The organism is Clostridium sp. CTA-6 (genome assembly GCF_054768115.1).
Window position 1 is genome coordinate 352,567 of sequence record NZ_BAAAAU010000002.1, and the last position, 19,186, is coordinate 371,752.

At 28.3% G+C, this 19,186-nt stretch carries 16 protein-coding genes; 14 read left to right on the forward strand and 2 right to left on the reverse strand.

What is annotated here, in order from left to right:
* Window position 1: 1 nt before the first annotated feature.
* The gene (locus tag ACYUDJ_RS04915; RefSeq protein ID WP_043031110.1) at window positions 2–1,189 is read right to left on the reverse strand and encodes an amidase domain-containing protein; all 1,188 of its coding nucleotides are present in this window, start codon (window positions 1,187–1,189) and stop codon (window positions 2–4) included.
* Between the two features lie 383 nt (window positions 1,190–1,572).
* Here ACYUDJ_RS04915 and ACYUDJ_RS04920 point away from each other — a divergent pair, with 383 nt between their 5' ends.
* The 3 genes from ACYUDJ_RS04920 (at window position 1,573) to ACYUDJ_RS04930 (ending at window position 5,346) form a co-directional block, all read left to right on the forward strand.
* Window positions 1,573–2,913 (forward strand): MATE family efflux transporter, encoded by a 1,341-nt coding sequence (locus ACYUDJ_RS04920; protein ID WP_042385806.1) that lies wholly within the window; start codon window positions 1,573–1,575, stop codon window positions 2,911–2,913.
* Window positions 2,914–3,200: 287 nt separating this feature from the next.
* Window positions 3,201–3,767, forward strand: a complete 567-nt coding sequence (locus ACYUDJ_RS04925; RefSeq protein WP_003487471.1) for an HD domain-containing protein — start codon at window positions 3,201–3,203, stop codon at window positions 3,765–3,767.
* Window positions 3,768–4,077: 310 nt separating this feature from the next.
* Window positions 4,078–5,346, forward strand: a complete 1,269-nt coding sequence (locus tag ACYUDJ_RS04930) for a cation:proton antiporter (protein ID WP_043031112.1) — start codon at window positions 4,078–4,080, stop codon at window positions 5,344–5,346.
* Between the two features lie 108 nt (window positions 5,347–5,454).
* Here the strand turns inward: ACYUDJ_RS04930 and ACYUDJ_RS04935 are convergent, their stop codons facing one another.
* Window positions 5,455–6,777 carry an aminotransferase class V-fold PLP-dependent enzyme gene (locus tag ACYUDJ_RS04935; protein ID WP_003487467.1) on the reverse strand — a complete coding sequence of 441 codons (1,323 nt, stop codon included), beginning with the start codon at window positions 6,775–6,777 and terminating at the stop codon, window positions 5,455–5,457.
* Window positions 6,778–7,085: 308 nt separating this feature from the next.
* Between ACYUDJ_RS04935 and ACYUDJ_RS04940 the strand changes: the two genes are divergently transcribed.
* The 11 genes from ACYUDJ_RS04940 (at window position 7,086) to rnfB (ending at window position 19,048) form a co-directional block, all read left to right on the forward strand.
* Window positions 7,086–8,096, forward strand: coding sequence for a YeiH family protein (locus tag ACYUDJ_RS04940; RefSeq protein ID WP_042385805.1), 1,011 nt, complete (start codon window positions 7,086–7,088; stop codon window positions 8,094–8,096).
* A 131-nt stretch (window positions 8,097–8,227) separates the two neighbouring features.
* Complete coding sequence (locus ACYUDJ_RS04945) at window positions 8,228–8,902, forward strand: phosphatase PAP2 family protein (protein ID WP_052303008.1); 675 nt, start codon at window positions 8,228–8,230, stop codon at window positions 8,900–8,902.
* Window positions 8,848–9,546, forward strand: coding sequence for a response regulator transcription factor (locus ACYUDJ_RS04950; RefSeq protein WP_003487459.1), 699 nt, complete (start codon window positions 8,848–8,850; stop codon window positions 9,544–9,546). The genes ACYUDJ_RS04945 and ACYUDJ_RS04950 overlap by 55 nt, the downstream gene beginning before the upstream one ends.
* Window positions 9,536–11,050: a sensor histidine kinase gene (locus ACYUDJ_RS04955; RefSeq protein WP_003487456.1), complete on the forward strand. Its 1,515-nt coding sequence runs from the start codon at window positions 9,536–9,538 to the stop codon at window positions 11,048–11,050. The genes ACYUDJ_RS04950 and ACYUDJ_RS04955 overlap by 11 nt, the downstream gene beginning before the upstream one ends.
* Before the next feature lie 258 nt (window positions 11,051–11,308).
* Window positions 11,309–12,724, forward strand: a complete 1,416-nt coding sequence (locus ACYUDJ_RS04960) for a sodium:solute symporter family protein (RefSeq protein WP_043031181.1) — start codon at window positions 11,309–11,311, stop codon at window positions 12,722–12,724.
* A gap of 1,398 nt (window positions 12,725–14,122) precedes the next feature.
* On the forward strand, window positions 14,123–15,442 hold the full coding sequence (gene rsxC / locus ACYUDJ_RS04965) for an electron transport complex subunit RsxC (protein ID WP_042385803.1): 1,320 nt from the start codon (window positions 14,123–14,125) through the stop codon (window positions 15,440–15,442).
* A 22-nt stretch (window positions 15,443–15,464) separates the two neighbouring features.
* Window positions 15,465–16,397, forward strand: a complete 933-nt coding sequence (locus ACYUDJ_RS04970; protein ID WP_003487448.1) for an RnfABCDGE type electron transport complex subunit D — start codon at window positions 15,465–15,467, stop codon at window positions 16,395–16,397.
* Window positions 16,397–16,969, forward strand: a complete 573-nt coding sequence (locus ACYUDJ_RS04975; RefSeq protein ID WP_003487446.1) for an RnfABCDGE type electron transport complex subunit G — start codon at window positions 16,397–16,399, stop codon at window positions 16,967–16,969. Before ACYUDJ_RS04970 ends, ACYUDJ_RS04975 begins: the two co-directional genes overlap by 1 nt.
* Window positions 16,969–17,568 (forward strand): electron transport complex subunit RsxE, encoded by a 600-nt coding sequence (gene rsxE / locus ACYUDJ_RS04980; protein WP_043031113.1) that lies wholly within the window; start codon window positions 16,969–16,971, stop codon window positions 17,566–17,568. The genes ACYUDJ_RS04975 and rsxE overlap by 1 nt, the downstream gene beginning before the upstream one ends.
* A gap of 54 nt (window positions 17,569–17,622) precedes the next feature.
* Entirely contained in the window at window positions 17,623–18,201 is a 579-nt protein-coding gene (locus tag ACYUDJ_RS04985; protein WP_042385801.1) for an electron transport complex protein RnfA, read from the forward strand.
* Between the two features lie 13 nt (window positions 18,202–18,214).
* Window positions 18,215–19,048: an RnfABCDGE type electron transport complex subunit B gene (rnfB, locus tag ACYUDJ_RS04990; RefSeq protein WP_043031115.1), complete on the forward strand. Its 834-nt coding sequence runs from the start codon at window positions 18,215–18,217 to the stop codon at window positions 19,046–19,048.
* Window positions 19,049–19,186 lie beyond the last annotated feature (138 nt).

Consider the following 19,186-nt stretch of genomic DNA (forward strand, 5'->3'; position numbering starts at 1 on the left):
TTTACTTTATATGAATCAAGTGAAAAAATATATTTTTATCTCCCCAACCTAAATCCCAAGGAACCCTATATCTATCAGTAGTATGAGAATTTACTAAAGGATATCCATGGGAATCCCAGCCAGTAACTATTGCAAAATGATCTATATTACTTCCTAGGGCGTAACAAATCATATCACCTAGTTCTAATTTTTCTATAATACCGCAGCTATAATTATCATTAGGTTTTATTAAATCTTCAAAGGAACCTTTCTTTATTAAATTTCCTTTTCCGCTATATATAAGGTAATTTCTAAAAGCATCTGCATTCACCCAAGCTTTACTTCCCTCACCTCCACCATATTTATGATACCTACAATACCAGGTTCCATCGAAAGGTAGGCCACCAGCTTCTTTATCGCCTAAAACTTGAGAAACATAATTTGTGCAATCTCCTCCAGCACCAGTGAAATTTTTATATTTTTTATTATGTTTTAGATCATTTCCGCTAGCCCAAGGAATACCGCAATATTTATCTGCATACTCTATAGCTTTTATTCTATTATATTTACCTTCATAATTAGGTTCATAATTTTTAGAGCATGAGTTAATATTATATTTTGGAGGAGAAGTTTGTTTATCTAAATTATCTGTATCAGCCGAATAAGATTTAAGAGCATCTTCAAAACAATCAGTATACCAGTCTGTAAATATAATCCACCCATCATCTTTTTTTACTAAATCTACAGTATGTTGTATGGAAACACCAAAAGAATTTTTAGTAGGTGTTTCATCAGATTTATACTCATAATCAAATTTATACACTTCATCTAAAGATACCCTCACACCTTTTTTAGTTGGCGATATTTTTTTAAATTTTAAAGAAGAAGCTACATTAGTAAATTTAATTCCTCTATTATAAGACCAATCATTTAAATATTTAATTCTTTTAATTTCATGTGCTAAAGACCATTCACCGTATTTATGAGAAGTATCAAAATAATCCTCTAAAGATTTTAAATCTAAAGAAGTAAAAGATTCACATCTTTTTTTATATATTTCTTCTAAGTTATTTTTAACTAAATCTTTATCTAAAGAATTTTCTTCTTGTAAAGAAGTATAGACATAGGTTTTGTTATTATTATATAAAAAAAGATATGTAATAGATATACATAAAATTATAATTAAAATTAACTTCTTCTGCTTATTCATTTTATTTTTGTCCTCCTAGAAATTTTATTATAAATAAAGTTCTTGAAGTTGATAAAAAGGGAATAAAATATTTAAAAATGAAATTATTCATAACCCAATATAAATATGAATATATAAAGTAATAGAGTTTAATGCTTTAAGTTAGCATATTTTATAGTTTAGTATTTCCCCAAAATTTAAATAAAAATTCTATATAAAATTTGTTAAATGAATTTTAAGGTATAAACAGAGTTCTTAGATTTAGAGGAAGTTTTTTACTTCCACTAAAGCTTAGAAATCGTTATCCAGGGACGTAACCGCTCTTTGAACCAACTTTGAATAAGATGGGAGTATTAGAGCGGGTAGTCATCGGATAAATATAATTAATTTTTATGAGGGATGATATGACAAAAAAATATACGATGAAAGAAATTCTAGACACTTCTATTCCGATCATAGCAGAAATGACATTATATAATCTAATGATAGTATTTGATATGATGATGATAGGAAATTATGGTGGTAATAAATGTTTAACTGCAGTAGGATTAAGCAATGGAGTTATTTTTACTCTTTGTGATGTGTTTATTTCCGTAGGTCTTGCAGTTTCTTTAACTTCACTAATAGCTAGAAGTATAGGAAGTAGACATTATAAAAATGCACAACAATACTCTATATGTGGTTTATTTTTAGGAGTTATAATTTCATTTTTAATAAGTTATCTTATGTTTTATAAAAGTGAAAAAATCTTATATATGGCAGGTGCAAGAGGAGATATACTTAAAATAGCTAATGTTTTTAATAAGACAATGGCTATTTCAATTTTTTTTAAAATGAATACGGAAATTATAAATTCTATACTAAGAGGATATAAGAATACAAGAATACCTTTTTTTACAGCAGTAATAGTAAGTAGCTGTAAAATTATATTGGATTTTATTTTTATATTTGGTATAGGAAAAAAAGGATTAGGTGTATTTGGAGCAGCATTAGCCTCCATATTATCTCAAATAATGGGTTTTATATTTTCATTTATATACATGTTAGATAAATTAAAATCTCATGGCAATATAAATTTGTTTAAATTGTTTAAAATAGATAAGATAAAAGACATTTTAAATATGTATATACCAGCATCTTTAGAAGAAGCTACATTTAGTATAAGTAGATTATTGTGCGCTTTTATGATAATAAAAATTGGGAGTATTTCCTTTTCCGCTAATGAAATAGCAAATACCATAGAAACAGTTTCCATAATACCTAGTGCCGCTTTGGGAGTTTCTGCTACTACATTGGTTGGAATAAAAATAGGAGAAAAAGATTATAAAGGTGCAAAAGAATATGCAAATAAATCTGTTTGGTTCGCGGTTAGTATATCTTTAATATTTTCTTTATTATTTATTTTTATGCCTAATTTGTTAGTAGGATTTTTTGTGGGTAATAAAGAAAGAAAAGTTGTAAAATTAGCAACTTTATGTTTGTTAGTTGGAGCTATAGAACAACCATTTATAGCTGCATCTACCGTTGTTGAAGATATTTTAAAAGGTATGGGAGATGCCAAAACACCCTTTATTGTAACTTTAATTTCTAGTTGGTGTATAAGAGTGCCATTGTTTTATTATTATATATATAAATTAAAATATTCTGTAGTATATGTTTGGTGGATAACGGCTTTTCAGTGGTTTATAGATTTTCTACTTATGAAAATAATTTTGAGCAAAAAATTTAAGCAATACCAACCATGATTTTTTTGAGAGAAGTAAATTAAATAAAGATACCTCAAAATAAAATAGATTTAATTTTAATTTCCCTAATTAAGACCTACTAAAGCTTATTCATATGTTTAATGCATGTATTTTTTATATTTGCTATATTAAAACTAAATTTATTTTGAGAGATACTGAAAAAAGTTTAAATATATACTGAAAATTTTACGAATAAATTTCTGAATTTATAGAATATACTTGAAATTATAAATTGTTATTATATAATAAAATTTAAAGCAAAAAATTTTATAAGGGGGCTATTACATATGTTTAGTAGAGAAAAAGCAGAAGAACTATTATTAAATAACTTAAAAGCAGAACACTTGATAAAGCACTCCTATGCTGTAGAAGCAGTAATGAGAGGGCTAGCAGAAAAGTTAGATCCAGAAAATATAGATAAATGGGGTATAACAGGACTTTTACATGATTTAGATGCGGATATAGTAGATTATGTACAAAATCCTCATCTTCATGGACCAAAAACTGTTGAAATACTTAAGGCTGAAGGTTTTGGAGATGAAGATATGTATAATGCTATATGTGCTCATAATCAAGAATCAGGAGTAGAAATAAAATCAAAAATGGATCAGGCTATATATGCAGCAGATCCTATAACAGGATTTATAACAGCCATAACATTAGTATATCCAGATAAAAAAATTTCTAGCGTAAAGGTTAAATCTATAACAAAAAGAATGAAAGAAAAAAGATTTGCCGCAGGAGCAAATAGAGAAGCTATGAAGTCTATAGAAAAGCTTGGAATAGAATTTCCACAATTCGCAGAATTGTCGCTTAATTCCATGGAAGAAATTTCAGAAGTACTTGGATTATAGGATTTGTAAGAAATATTCAATTGAAGTTAAAGGTAACAAAAACTATATTAATTTGATTAAAAGCTATTTAATATATAGTATTTATAACTAAATAAGAACAAAAAGGAAACCCTAACATATAATAAAAGGGTTTCCTTTAGTTTTTATAGTTAAACATATAATATGTAATTTTACTCTACATAAATGTTAAAAAAGTGACAAAAAATTGAAATAATTAACAAAAAACTTTTGAAAAGTATATTGTAATTTAAATATAAAGGTGATATAACATATAAAGTAATATAAAAAATTGCTTGGAGATGATTTTTAAATGGAAACAAATGTAATTTTATCGGCTAATAATATATTAAAGTTGATTGCATTGGTTATTTTAGCTGGTGTAGTATTTGGGAAAATAAGTAGAAAAGTTAATTTGCCAGATGTAGTTTTATTTATTTTAGCAGGGGTTATACTAGGACCAGAAGTATTGAATCTTATAAATATAGATTCTTACCCTGTAGGAAATCAACTGATATTAACTTTTGGAGCGGCATATATTCTTTATGATGGTGGTAGAGAAATAGATTTGAAAGTTTTTAATGAAGTAAAAATATCTGTATTACTTTTGTCAACCTTAGGAGTTTTTATATCTACAGGTATTACAGGATTTTTTGTTTATAAAATATTTCATATAGATTTTATATATGCATTATTATTAGGTGCAATAGTATCATCTACAGACCCATCAGTTTTAGTACCTTTATTTAAAAATATGAATGTAAGTAATAAATTAAAGCAAACCATAATATCCGAATCAGCATTTAATGATGCTGCAGCGGCAATAGTAACCTTTGCTATTTTAGGGGTTATAGCAGGTGGAGAGTTTTCATTAGGTAAGAGTACTTTTGAATTATTAAAGTCATCTTTAGGAGGAATTTTAATAGGTGGTATTTTTGGTTATATGTCTACCAAATTAATAGCAGGAGAAAAGTATGCATTTTTAAAGGAATTTCCTTCAGAAGTATCAATAGTAGCAGTAATAGGGACTTATTTAATTGCAGATAAATTAGGTGTTAGTGGGTTTATGGCAGTATTCATAATAGGTATGGTATGTGGAAATAAGAAAAGAATTAATTGCTGTATACCAGATGAATATAATCAAACTCATCTTAGATTTAAAGAGGTCTTAACTATAATATTAAGAATGATGATATTTGTATTACTAGGAAGTCATATAGACTTCGGAGTATTATCTCAGTATTTTACAAAGGATCTGTTAGTAGTAGCATTATTAATATTTGTTTCAAGACCAGTATCAGCATTTTTATCAGTTATATTTGATAGAAAGGCAAAATGGAATATAAAAGAGATAATTTATCTTATGTGGGTTAGGGAAACAGGCGTTATACCAGCAGCTTTAGTAGGCATGCTCTTAACAATGCATATAAAGAATTCAGATATAATAGCATCAGTCACATTTACAACTATAATAATAACATTAACATTTCAAGCAAGTACATCTAAATCTTTGGCTAGATTATTAAAATTAGATGTAGGTGAAAGCAAAAAAGAAATAGCAGTGGATAGTGTAAAAGTATAAAGCATATAATATATTTATAAATATAAAGTTTTTAAAATTTAAAAGTAAAATGTATGAAATAACACCTATAAGTTATGGGGAATAATATAAACTTATAGGTGTTATATCTTAACTATATTTTTTAAAATATTTATTTTTGTTTTGAACTATTTTATTAAGAGCCATAACTAGAAAGTCTATTTCGTAAATGTCATTATACATACCAAAACTCAATCTAACCATACCTGGTCTTTTATTCATAGGAGCATTTGCATATGACCCTATCTCCTCTTTTGGAATGTTTAATATTTTTTGAACATAGGGTTGAGCGCAAAAACAGCCATTTCTTACAGCTATACCAAACTCTTTAGAAAGTATTTCTGCAGTCATGCTATGGTGCATACCATTTATATTAAAGGGTATTATAGCAACTCTAGGGCAATTTACATCTGTGCATGAGTAAATCTTAACATCTGGTATTTGTGCAATATTTTTAAAAGCATATTTGAAAATATTTTGTTCATAAATCTCAATATTTTTCATTCCTATGCTTGTTATGGCATTTATAGATGCAACAAGAGCTACAACACCCATGACATTTGGGGTACCTGCTTCATCCTTTTCAGGAGGATCTGCCCATAAAACATAGTCTTTAGTTACTACATTTACAGTACCGCCACCTTTATAGTCTGGAGCGCCTTCCTCAAAAGTTTCTTTAGGTCCTATCAAAACACCTACACCAAAAGGTGCATACATTTTATGAGCAGAAAAAGTTAAATAATCAATGTGTTCTAAACTATTATAGGGTTTCATACTAATTTTACAATGTGGTACAAGTTGTGCTCCATCTACTAAAATTTTGCATCCATATTCATGAACTAATTTTGCTATATCATAAATAGGATTTATATATCCTGTTACATTAGATGCACCAGTAATAGTAACTAATTTAACTTTATCACCATATTTTATTAGTTTGTTTTTTAAATCTTCCATTACTAATCTTCCAAATTCATCTACCTCTATATAATCTATCTTATATTTATTTCTCCAAGGTAAGTCATTAGAATGATGTTCCATAGAAGTAGTTAAAATTATAGAATCATCATCATAGGAACAAAGTCTATAAGAAAGTTTATTAATAGCTTCTGTAGTATTTTTTACATATATAACAGTATCTTTGTCTAAATCAGCTTCCACAAATTTCCCAACAGTTTCTCTAGAATCTTCATATATTTTAGAAGATAATTGAGATTTATATCCAGTACCTCTGTGAATGGAGGAATACCAAGGAGAAAAATTAACAATAGCATTCATTACAGAAACTAAAGGTGGTGTAGTAGCTGCATTATCAAAATTTATACAAGGAGATAGTTGTCCATTATATAGAGGTACTTTAGTGTCACTACCAACAACTAAATATCTATAAGGAGATCTTTTGTTAAAATACATATAATCACCTCTATTCCCCTACTATATAATATTAAGAACATAAAAAAATGTAACTTAAATTTAAAAAATATTATGGTATTATTTTTGTAGATATCTATGTTCTCTAAAAGCATTTCTTGTTTTAATATCTTTAAGAGATGTTTTTATAAAAATAGAGTTTATAATAAGTAAATACTTATTATAATTATAAAATAATAATATTTAACTTTTAACTATAAAGAATATAAAATAATAAAGGGAAAGAAAAGTAATAATATCAGTTTATATTTAAAATTAAAAATCACAAGATAAAATGGGAGATGGAAAAAATGAAAAGACTAAAAACTATATTACCAGGGATTTTGCTATCGTTCTCTATAGCTCTATTAGCAACTTGGCTTGGAAACTTAATGCCAGTAATAGGGGGAGCAGTCTTTGGCATAATAATAGGCATAATGATAAACAATATTATAGGTAAACCTAAAAATACTATAGAAGGAGTGGGATTTACATCAAAAAAAGTATTACAATGGGCTATCATAGTTTTAGGGGCAGGATTAAGTTTATCACAGGTTAGGAAAACAGGGTTAGAATCCTTAGAAGTGACTATATTTACAATAGCCACAGCCTTTATAACTGCTTATGTAGTTGGTAAGTTTTTTAAAATACCAGACAAGCTAAAAACTTTAATAGGAGTAGGTACAGCTATATGTGGAGGTTCTGCTATTGCAGCTATATCTCCTATAATAGAAGCAGATGAAGTGGAGATAGCTTACTCTATATCCACTATATTTTTATTTAACATAATAGCTGTTTTAATATTTCCACCCTTAGGTCATCTATTAGGATTTTCAGATAAAGCCTTTGGATTATGGGCAGGAACAGCTATAAATGATACCTCCTCCGTAGTAGCTGCAGGATATGCTTTTAGCAATAAGGCAGGAGAATATGCAACTATAGTTAAATTAACAAGAGCTACTCTAATAATACCAATATCATTAATATTTGCATTTATAACAGCCTATAAAAAGAAAAAAGAAGCTAAAATGGGAACGGGAGAAGTAAATTATTCCTTTAAAAAAATATTTCCATGGTTTATATTATGGTTTTTAGTAGCATCCCTATTAAATACTATGGGATTATTTAAAGGAAATACAATTCATTATATAAATGAGTTAGGAAAATTTTTAATAGTAATGGCACTATCAGCTATAGGGCTAAGTTCAAACTTTAAAGAAATGACTAAGGCAGGATTTAAACCAATACTTTTAGGCGTTATAGTATGGTTTAATGTAGCAGTAGTAAGTATAATAATACAATTTATAACAGGACAAATTTAAGGAAAGTGCGTAGCACTTTCCTTATTTATATTAAGAAAGTATTAAGGATTAAGAAAAGTTTTTATTAAGATATTTTAAGTACAATTATTATATAAGATAAAAACAAAAAAAAGGTTATGGGGGAAGTTAAGTTGATACACAAAATTAAAGAAAATATTATACCATTAAGCTTAATGTTAATAATACCAATAGTAAATATTTTTTATGGTATTTTAAATAACTCAAATAGGGGAGTATACACTTTAGTTACGGACTTGGATAAATCTATGCCTTTTATACCTGCATTTTCTGTTCCTTATATGGTTTGGTATCCATTTATAATTATATCTTTAATATATATGTGTTTTAAAAATAGAGAATTATATTATAAATCTTTATCAAGTATAATAATAAGTTTAATTGTAAGCTATATTATATTTTTCTTTTTTCAAACCACAGTACCAAGACCAGAAGTAATAGCTAATGATACCTTTAGTGGTGTTGTTAAATTTATATATAATACAGATAATCCTTATAATTGTTTTCCAAGTATTCATGTTATAACTACTTATATTATTATGAGATATATGTTAAATAATGAAGTAGAAAATAATAGAATAACTAATATTATTGTTAGAATATTGGGGATACTTATTATATTATCTACTGAATTTATAAAACAACATGTTTTATTCGATATAATATTTGCTATAATCTTAGGTGAAGGAATTTATAATATGATAAATTATTATGGTTTGGAGATGATTAAGAAATGTCAGCAGAAAAAATACTCATTGTTGATGATGAAAAAGAAATCAGAGATTTAATAGATATATACTTAACCAATGAAGGTTATACAACTTTAAAAGCATCTAATGGGATAGAAGCTTTAGAACTTTTAAAGACTAATAATGTTCATCTTATAATATTAGATATAATGATGCCTAAGATGGATGGAATAGAAGCTTGCATGAAAATAAGAGAAGAAAAAAGTATGCCTATAATAATGCTTTCAGCTAAAAGTGAAGATATGGATAAAATAATAGGATTGACGACAGGTGCAGATGATTATATAACAAAGCCTTTTAATCCTTTAGAGCTTTTAGCTAGAGTTAAATCTCAGTTAAGAAGATATATAAAGCTTAATAATTCAAATGGAAATGAAAATGAAGATATTGTTACTATAGAAGATATAACTATAAATGTAGCAACCCATGAAGTTAGGATTGGAGATCAGCTAGTTAAACTTACACCAAGAGAATTTGATATTTTGGAGCTACTGGCTAGAAATAGAGGGGTAGTGTTTAGTATAGAAAAAATATATGAATTAGTATGGAAAGAGGAATTTTTAGATTCAAATAATACAGTAATGGTTCATATAAGAAAATTAAGGGAAAAAATAGAACAAAACCCTAGAAATCCAAGATATATAAAAACAGTTTGGGGAGTTGGATACAAGGTTGAAAAATAGAATAAAGAGATTATTTAATAAGATAATAAAACCTTTTAAATATGTATATAAATTAATATCCTATAAAGTAAAAAAAAGCATAAGACTAGAACTTATATTTACTTTTGCATTATGTTTTTTAATGGCTATTATGACATATATTATAGCTAATAGTTATCTAACTAAAGCTAGTAGGTATTCAGAGATAGATTATGAAAAAGGAATAAATGAAATTTATAATAATTCTTTATCTATATCAAATGAAATTAATAGCCAAAAATTAAAAATAGAAGATGAAAAGACTATACAAGATATTATAGATAGGCATTGGAGCATAGATAAGAACAATAAAATATTTATAGCTAATACTGAAGGGAAAATTCTTTTTAAGGTAGGAAATGTAGAAGCCGAAAAGGTTGATATATTTGAAATTATAAAAAATAATATACAACTTCAAAATGCAGGGAATTATCAATATGATTATGATATAGGAAGAAAAGAATTTGTAAGTATTAATCCATTGATTTTTGAAAATGAAAAGGCTTATATAATAGTTCAAGGTATACCAAGAGCAGAGACTGTATATTATACCAAGGATAAATCTGTAAGTGCGTTTTTGTTAGCTGTTATAGTATTTATATTTGGATTTCTATTTATAACAAAAAAGAAAATGAATTATATAGAACAAATATCAAATGGACTTTTACAAATATCAAAAGGAAACTTAGATTATAGAGTAAAAAGAGTAGGAAACGATGAGCTAGCATTATTAGCAGATAATATAAATTATATGGCAAAAGAGTTGAGTGATAAAATGGAAAAAGAAAGAAAGATAGAAAAAGCTAAAAATGACTTAATAACAAATGTTTCCCATGATTTAAGAACACCCCTTACATCTATAATGGGTTATTTAGGATTAATAAAAGAAAAGAAATTTAAAAGTGAAAAAGAGTTGATGGAATATGCAAATGTGGCTTATAACAAATCGGAAAAACTAAAAAATTTAATACAGGATTTATTTTCTTATACTAAATATACAAATGACAGAGTAACCTTAAACAAACAAAGGATTATTTTAGGAGAATTATTAGATCAATTAATAGAAGAATTAGTACCTATATGTGAAGAAAATAAAGTAAGTATAAATAAATATGCCTGGGATTCTGAAATAGTATCAGAAATAGATGCGGACAAAATGGTAAGAGTTTTTGAAAATCTAATAATGAATGCTATAAGGTATAGTATAAAACCAGGAGAAATAAAAATTAATTTGTATAAGGAAAGAGTATTTTCTATGGTATCCATATCAAATAAAAGTGAAGAAATATCAAAAGAAGACCTAAAAAAATTATTTGATAGATTTTATAGGTTAGATAAATCAAGAACTGCATCAACTGGTGGAAGTGGTTTAGGGTTAGCTATAGCCAAGAGTATAGTAGAAATGCATAAAGGCAGTATTTGGGCGGAATACCAAAAGGGATATATAACTTTTTATATAAAATTAATTATGGTAGAGGATGAATAAAATTTATTAAAACCTGATGCAATTGCATCAGGTTTTAAATTATAATATAATGAAAAATATTATGTATTAAATAAATATTGTAATATAAAATATAACTTTAATAGAATATAAGAGATTAAAAGGATATGGAATTAAATCTTGTAAACTATTATGAAGATTTAATAAAATATATTAGTTTAAAAAAATCATAAAAAGAAAAAAGAAAAAACATAGAAAGGAGAGGTTGTGGTTTGTTATGATTTCCATAACTAGTTGATTGTGAACGGATATTTAATATTTATAATAATATATGCCATAATACTTATATTAGCAGGATTTTTTGTCAAAAAATATGTGAAAGGTGCTGCAGATTTTTTTGTAGCAGGAAGAAAACTTAATTCTAAATTATTATTTACTACACTAATAGCAGCAAATATAGGGGCAGGGTCCACTGTTGGGATAACCGGTATTGCATATAAATATGGAGTATCTTCTTATTGGTGGATATTTATGTCTGCTATAGGAACAGCTGTATTAGCTTTTTTGGTAGGACCTAAAATATGGGAAAAATCCATGAAATACAATTTGTATACCTTAGGAGATTATTTAGATATAAGATATTCTAAATATTTCAAAGGAGCTATATCTATAATGATGACCATAGGTACGTTAGCATTATTTGCAGGTCAACTTATGGGAATTGCATGGATATTAAATGTAACTTCAGGCATTGATAAAAATATAGGAATTTTAATTGGAGCAGTGGTTGTGGTTCTTTATTTTTCATCCGGTGGGCTTTTATCTTCAGCTATAGTAAACGTATTAGAATTAGTAATAATAATACTAGGGTTTATAATTGCAGTACCTTATTGTATAAAGAGTGTAAATGGATTTACTGGATTACATACAGCTATACTAAATAATTTATCAGCAAATGAAAGTGTAAATTATTTTAGTTTAAAAGGTATAGGTATAAGTACCATAGTAGGGTGGTTTTTAATGCTTACACCATCATTTTTTATATCACCAGGATTGATAGGGAAAGTTTACGGAGCAAAAGACATGAAAACCATAAAAAAAGGAGCAGGAATATGTGCAGTAGTTCAAGGATTGTTTGCATTTTTACCTACTATATTAGGAATGTGCGCTTTTGCAGTGTTTCCTAATCTTAATCAACAGGAATTAGCATTACCTATGGTCATGAAGAACCTAATGCCTTTTTCAGTATCTGCTTTAGCATTAGCCGCTATATTTGCAGCGGAAGTTAGTACAGCAGATGCGGTTTTATATATGCTAACAACCACCTTTACAGAAGATATATATAAAACTTTTATAAATCCTAAAATAGAAGATAAAAAGCTATTAAAGGCAGGGAGAATAGTTACAGTCATAGGCGGAGTATTGGGAGTAGCTATGGCCTTTATATTACCTAATATAATAACAGCATTGTCTATATTTTATACACTAATGTCAGTTTCTTTAACAGTACCACTATTATTTGGACTATTTTCAGAAAAACCAAATACTAAAATAGCTTTTATATCATCTATAATAGGAATAATAGTAACATTATATTTACAATTTCAAAACAATGACAAAGGTATATGGATATTAAATGCACAATCTACAGGGATATTATGTTCTTTGATTGTAATGATAATTTTCCTAGCAATAAAAAAGGAAATTAGGACTTAACAGCTTTTAAAGAGTTAGAATTAAAACAAGAAATATTTTTGTTCAATAGATAGCTATAAAAATAAAGAATACTAATATTTGTGTCCTAATATTTAAGCTAACGCTCTAATGCCACATCCTGTGGCAACAGAGCTAAGCAAACGTCCTGTTTACTTTACGCTTAAATATTAGATCACAAATAAAGTATTCTCATTATTTTTCTAGATATCTATTTTCTCTAAAAATATTTCTTGTTTTAATGCCTTCAAAAGCTGTTATAATAATTTCCAACTGAAAGGAAAATCTGCAATAGGTAAAAAATAAATTAGAATCTCTTAGCGAATTGAGTTGTCGATCTCGCCACATATCCTTTTTTAATAGGTTGAAGCTAGTGTTAAGTCTTTTTTTAAACTAAGAGTAGTATAACTCCATTTTAAGTAATGGGTAAGACAAATTTTTATTCAAATGAATAAAATTTATTTTATGCACAATTATGTTAAAAATATAACAATAAAATCGAAAATTCTTATTATAACTTAAAAAGTTAATGTATGAAGCATATATAAAAATTTCCATAAAGCTATTATATACAAATATAAGTAACATATATTTATATTATGAAATTCATTAAAAATCAATATTATTAATAGAAACAATACTTAAAACATATAATTAAAATAAAGAACATAATAAAAGCATTCAGTTAATATTTTGACTATACTTTTAAAAATTTGTATATCTTCATATTTTAAAATGCATTTTTAATTTTACTAGTTATTTTTAAAGCATAGAGGGCATAGTATTTTTTCTTAAGTTATAATGTTGGCAAATGAAGAAAATGCAAGATTTGTTTTTAGAACTTACAATTGTATATTGTAGCAAAAAAAGAACAAGAAAAAATTACAAAAAAACTGTAATTTTTAGACATATAAGTATATAAAATGATATAAAGTATGTTATAAATTAAACTTAGTATTACTCTTGTAAATCGATTACAAAAAACTTATAATGTGTATGAGTATAATTTTATTTTAATTTAATTTAAAATGTAAAATTTTGTAATGATAGCTAGTAAAATTACACTTGCAGATATGGACAAATTCCTATAAAATAATTAGTGTGTTCTTAAAATAAAATTAATATATTAAAAATTTCTTAATAATTACTACTTACTATTTAAAAAATAAGATAAAAATTATAGGGAATTTTTTTGCGCTTTATTTTGGCACAGTTGTTGCTTACAATTATTATGTACTATGTAGTAGTTTTAACTTTATGAAGTTGTTTATTATTTTATTTTAATCTTTATTCTTAATTAATAATAATAAATTTACTGTTTTTATTCAATTCATATTTTAGGTAATAATATTGTGTGTTTCATGATTTTTACCATGTATGCATAAAGATAGGAGGATTAGTATGGAACTATTAACTTTTAAAAAAGGTGTACATCCACCACATGGAAAATACCTTACAGAGAAAAAGCCTATAGAAGAATATTTACCAAAAGGCGATTTAGTTTTTCCTATGTCTCAACATATAGGGGCACCTTGTAATCCTGTAGTTAAAAAGGGTGACAGAGTATTAGTAGGTCAAGTTATAGGAGAAGCTACAGGCTTTGTATCAGCGCCTATACACAGCAGTGTTTCAGGTACTGTAAAAAATCTTGCTCCAGTATTAACTGCAGCAGGAACAAAGGTAATGGCAGTTATTGTAGAAAATGATGGACAATATGAAGAAATTGAAATGCCAAAGCCAAAAGACTACAACGAAATGACAAAAGAAGAAATAATGAAATTAATCCAACAAGCAGGTATTGTTGGTATGGGTGGAGCCTGTTTTCCAACTCATGTAAAACTTTCACCACCACCAGACAAAAAAATAGACTCAATCATAGTAAATGCAGCGGAATGTGAGCCATATTTAACTTGTGACCACAGACTTATGCTAGAAGAGTCAGATAAAATAGTAGAAGGTTTAAAAATAATATTAAAAATATTCCCAGAAGCTAAAGGTTATATAGGAATAGAAAATAATAAACCAGATGCTATAGAAGCTATGAAAAAAGCATCACAAGGAATAGCAAATATAGAAGTTAAAGCTCTTAAAACTAAATACCCACAAGGAGCAGAAAAACAATTAATATATGCTATAAAAGGAAGAGAAGTTCAATCAGGAAAACTTCCAGCAGATGCAGGATGTGTTGTTCAAAACACTGCAACAGTTAGAGAAATATATAATGCAGTAGTTTTGGGAAGACCATTAATAGAAAGAATTATAACAGTTACAGGTGAAGCTGTTAAAGAACCTAAAAATATAAGAATGAAACTTGGAACAAACCTTAGAGAATTAGTAGAATTCTGTGGAGGATATAAAGAAGATCCAGTTAAAGTTATATCCGGTGGTCCAATGATGGGTATGACAATACCAACATTAGATATACCAACAGTAAAAGGTTCTTCAGGCTTATTAAGCTTAACTGGTGCTCAAGCGGTATTACCACAAGCATCAAGCTGTATTAGATGTGGAAGATGTGTAGAGGCATGTCCAATGAACTTAATACCATCTACATTAGATTCTTTATCTAACAGAAGTGAATTAGGTGGCTTTGAAGAATTACACGGTTTAGATTGTATAGAATGTGGATGCTGTACTTTTGTATGTCCAGCTAAACGTCATTTAATTCAATCTATAAGAACAGCTAAACGTACAGTTATAGCTTCAAAAAGAAAAAAATAATTTAAGTAAGGAGTGACTTTGGATGTCTGAATCAATGTATACATTATCTTCATCTCCACATATTCGTTCAAAAGACTCTGTTCAATCAATAATGAGAGATGTTGTAATAGCTTTACTTCCAGCAACTGTTGCAGGAATATATTTCTTTAAATTACAAGCACTTTTAGTTATATTAACAGCAGTTATTTCCTGTGTAGCAGCAGAATACATTTGGGAAAAAGCTACAGGAAGAGATATAAGTATAGGAGATCTAAGTGCAGTAGTAACAGGAATGTTACTTGCATTTAATGTACCACCAACACTTCCATTATGGATGGTAGTTATAGGAAGCTTTTTCTCCATAATAGTTGTTAAACAATTCTTTGGAGGAATTGGACAAAACATAGTAAACCCAGCTTTAGCAGGAAGAGCATTTTTACTTGCATCTTGGCCAGTAGCTATGACTACTTGGACTGTTGATGGGGTTACTACAGCTACACCACTTGCTATTTTAAAGGGAGCACCAGGAGAATTACCAAGTTTAGCATCAGCTTTTGTAGGACACATAGGAGGATGTATTGGTGAAACATCAGCTTTAGCATTACTTATAGGGTTTGCGTATCTTTTATATAGAAGAATAATAACTTGGCATGTACCTGTTACTTATGTAGGAACTGTATTTGTACTTACAGCAATAATAGGTAGACATGGAGCTATGTCTGGAAATGCAATATATGAAATATTTGTAGGTGGATTAATGTTAGGTGCTATATTCATGGCAACTGATTACACAACTTCACCAATGACTAAAAAAGGACAGGTTATCTTCGCAATAGGATGTGGTGTTATAACAACAGTTATACGTATATTTGGAGGATACCCAGAAGGAGTTTCTTACTCAATATTATTAATGAATTTATTTGTACCTCTAATAGATAAATTTGTAGCTCCAAGAGTATTTGGGGAGGTGAAATAATGGAAAAGAATGAAACACTAAAATTAGGATTAAAGCTTTTTATAATAACAGCAGTAGCTGGTCTTATATTAGGAGGAGCTTTTGTAATAACTAAAAAGCCAATAGCAGATCAAGTAGAAAAAACAAATACTGAAGCCATGAAAGAAATCCTTCCAAAAGCAGATAAATTTGAAAAAATGGATGGAAAAGAAAAGGATGCTATAACAGAAGTTAATGAAGGAAAAACAGGTAGCGATACAGCAGGATATGCTATAAAAGTTTTAACAAAGGGTTACGGTGGACAAATAGAAATGATGGTAGGAGTTTCTAAAGAAGGAAAAGTAGAAGGAATAAAAATTCTTTCCCATTCAGAAACACCAGGACTTGGAGCAAATGCACCACAACCAAAATTCTCTGGACAATTTAAAGGAAAACCAATTGAAAAAGATTTAGAAGTTGTTAAGACAGCACCAGGAAAAGACAATGAAATACAAGCTATGACAGGCGCAACTATAACATCAAGAGCAGTTACAAATGGTGTTAATGATGCCGTTAAATTTTATAAAAATGAATTGAAGGGAGGACAAAAATAATGAGCGTTTTAGGTGAAAGATTAAAAAATGGAATTATAGACGAAAATGTTACCTTCGTTCAGGTTTTAGCAATGTGTCCTACTTTGGCGGTAACATCAAGTGCTAAAAATGGTATAGGTATGGGACTTGCATCCACAGTAGTTCTTATGGGTTCAAACTTAGTTATATCATTACTTAGAAAAGTAATACCAGATAAAATTCGTATACCATCATTTATAGTAGTAATAGCAGGATTTGTTACATTACTTCAATTTTTAATGCAAGGTTTCGTACCAGCATTATATCAATCATTAGGTATATTTATACCACTTATAGTTGTTAACTGTGTTATCCTAGGAAGAGCGGAAGCTTATGCATCAAAAAATGGTCCAGTATCTTCAATATTTGATGGATTAGGCCAAGGATTAGGATTTACAATATCATTAACAGTAATAGGAATGATAAGAGAACTATTAGGAGCAGGACAATTATTTGGACATCAAATAATGCCATCTTCATTCCAACCAGCTTTAATAATGATACTTGCGCCAGGAGCATTCTTTACATTAGGAATATTAATGGCAATAATAAATAGCAGAAAATTAAAAAAAGCTAAATAACCAAGAGAAGGAATTTTAAATATCCTTATTTAAGAAAGAAGGGTGAAAAAAAGTATGAAAATATTTGCTTTGATTATATCAGCGTTATTTGTTAATAACTTCGTTTTAGCAAGATTTTTAGGAATATGTTCTTTCCTTGGTGTTTCAAAGAAAGTTGAAACTGCTACAGGGATGGGACTTGCAGTTACATTCGTTATGGCATTAGCATCACTTATATCTTATATAGTATACAATGCTATACTTGTACCACTTAACATAACTTACCTATATACTATAGCTTTTATATTAGTTATAGCAGCACTAGTTCAATTTGTTGAAATGGTTATTAAAAAGAAAAGTCCTAGTTTATACAAAGCTCTAGGAATATTCTTACCACTTATAACTACAAACTGTGCTATATTAGGTGCGGTTATTATAAACATGAACGATAAACTTAATTTAATAGAATCACTAATATTTGGAACTTTCTCAGGAGTAGGATATATGCTTGCAATAGTTCTTTTAGCAGGTTTAAGAGAAAGAATGGAAGCATGCGATAAAATGCCTAAAGCAATGGAAGGACTTCCAATATCATTAATAACAGCAGGACTTATGGCAATCGCATTTTTGGGGTTCCAAGGACTACTACATTAGGAGGTGTAGATAGATGAATGAATTACTATTTCCTATATTAAGCTTAGGTGCACTAGGGCTTGTATTCGGTGTTCTTTTAGGATATGCATCTAAAAAATTCGCCGTAGAAGTAGACCCTAAGGTACCATTAATAAGAGATTCTTTACCAGGAGCTAACTGTGGTGGTTGTGGATATGCAGGATGTGACGCTTATGCACAAGCAGTAGCAGAAGGTGCAGCAGCACCAAACTGCTGTACAGTAGGTGGAGCTGCTGTATCAGCAAAAGTAGCAGAAATAATGGGAGTTTCTGTAGATGAATCAGAACCATTAAAAGCATACGTAAAATGTAACGGAACTTGTGATAAAGCTAAACAAAGAGGAGAGTACTACGGAACAATGGATTGTCAACAAGCATCAGTAGTTCCAGGTGGTGCATCAAAATCTTGTCAATATGGATGTTTAGGTTTAGGAAGCTGTGCAAAAGCCTGTGCATTTGATGCTATCCATGTAACAGAAGGTGGAATAGCAGAAGTAGATCCAGAAAAATGTGTAGGTTGTGGAGCCTGTGTAAAAGCTTGTCCAAGAGCAGTAATAGATCTAAAACCATTATCAGCTGTAATTAGAGTAGCATGTAACTCTAAAGATACATTAAAAGCTGTTAAAGATATTTGCCAAGTTGGATGTATGACATGTAAACTATGTGAAAGAACTTGTCCAGTAAAAGCTATAACAATGGAAAACAATCTACCAGTAGTAGATAAAGAAAAATGTGTAAAATGTATGGCATGTGTTAAAAAATGTCCTACAAATGCATTAATAGCTTATGGAAAAGACATAGTAGTAAAAGAAGAAAAGCCAGCAAACTAGGGGAAGAGTATAGATTATAGAGTAAAAAAGAGTTAAGTAAATAAATTTACTTAACTCTTTTTTACTTGATAAACAATGTGCAATTATCAATGCTTATTGTTTATTTAGAATTGATCATTGTACATTGTTTATCGTAAA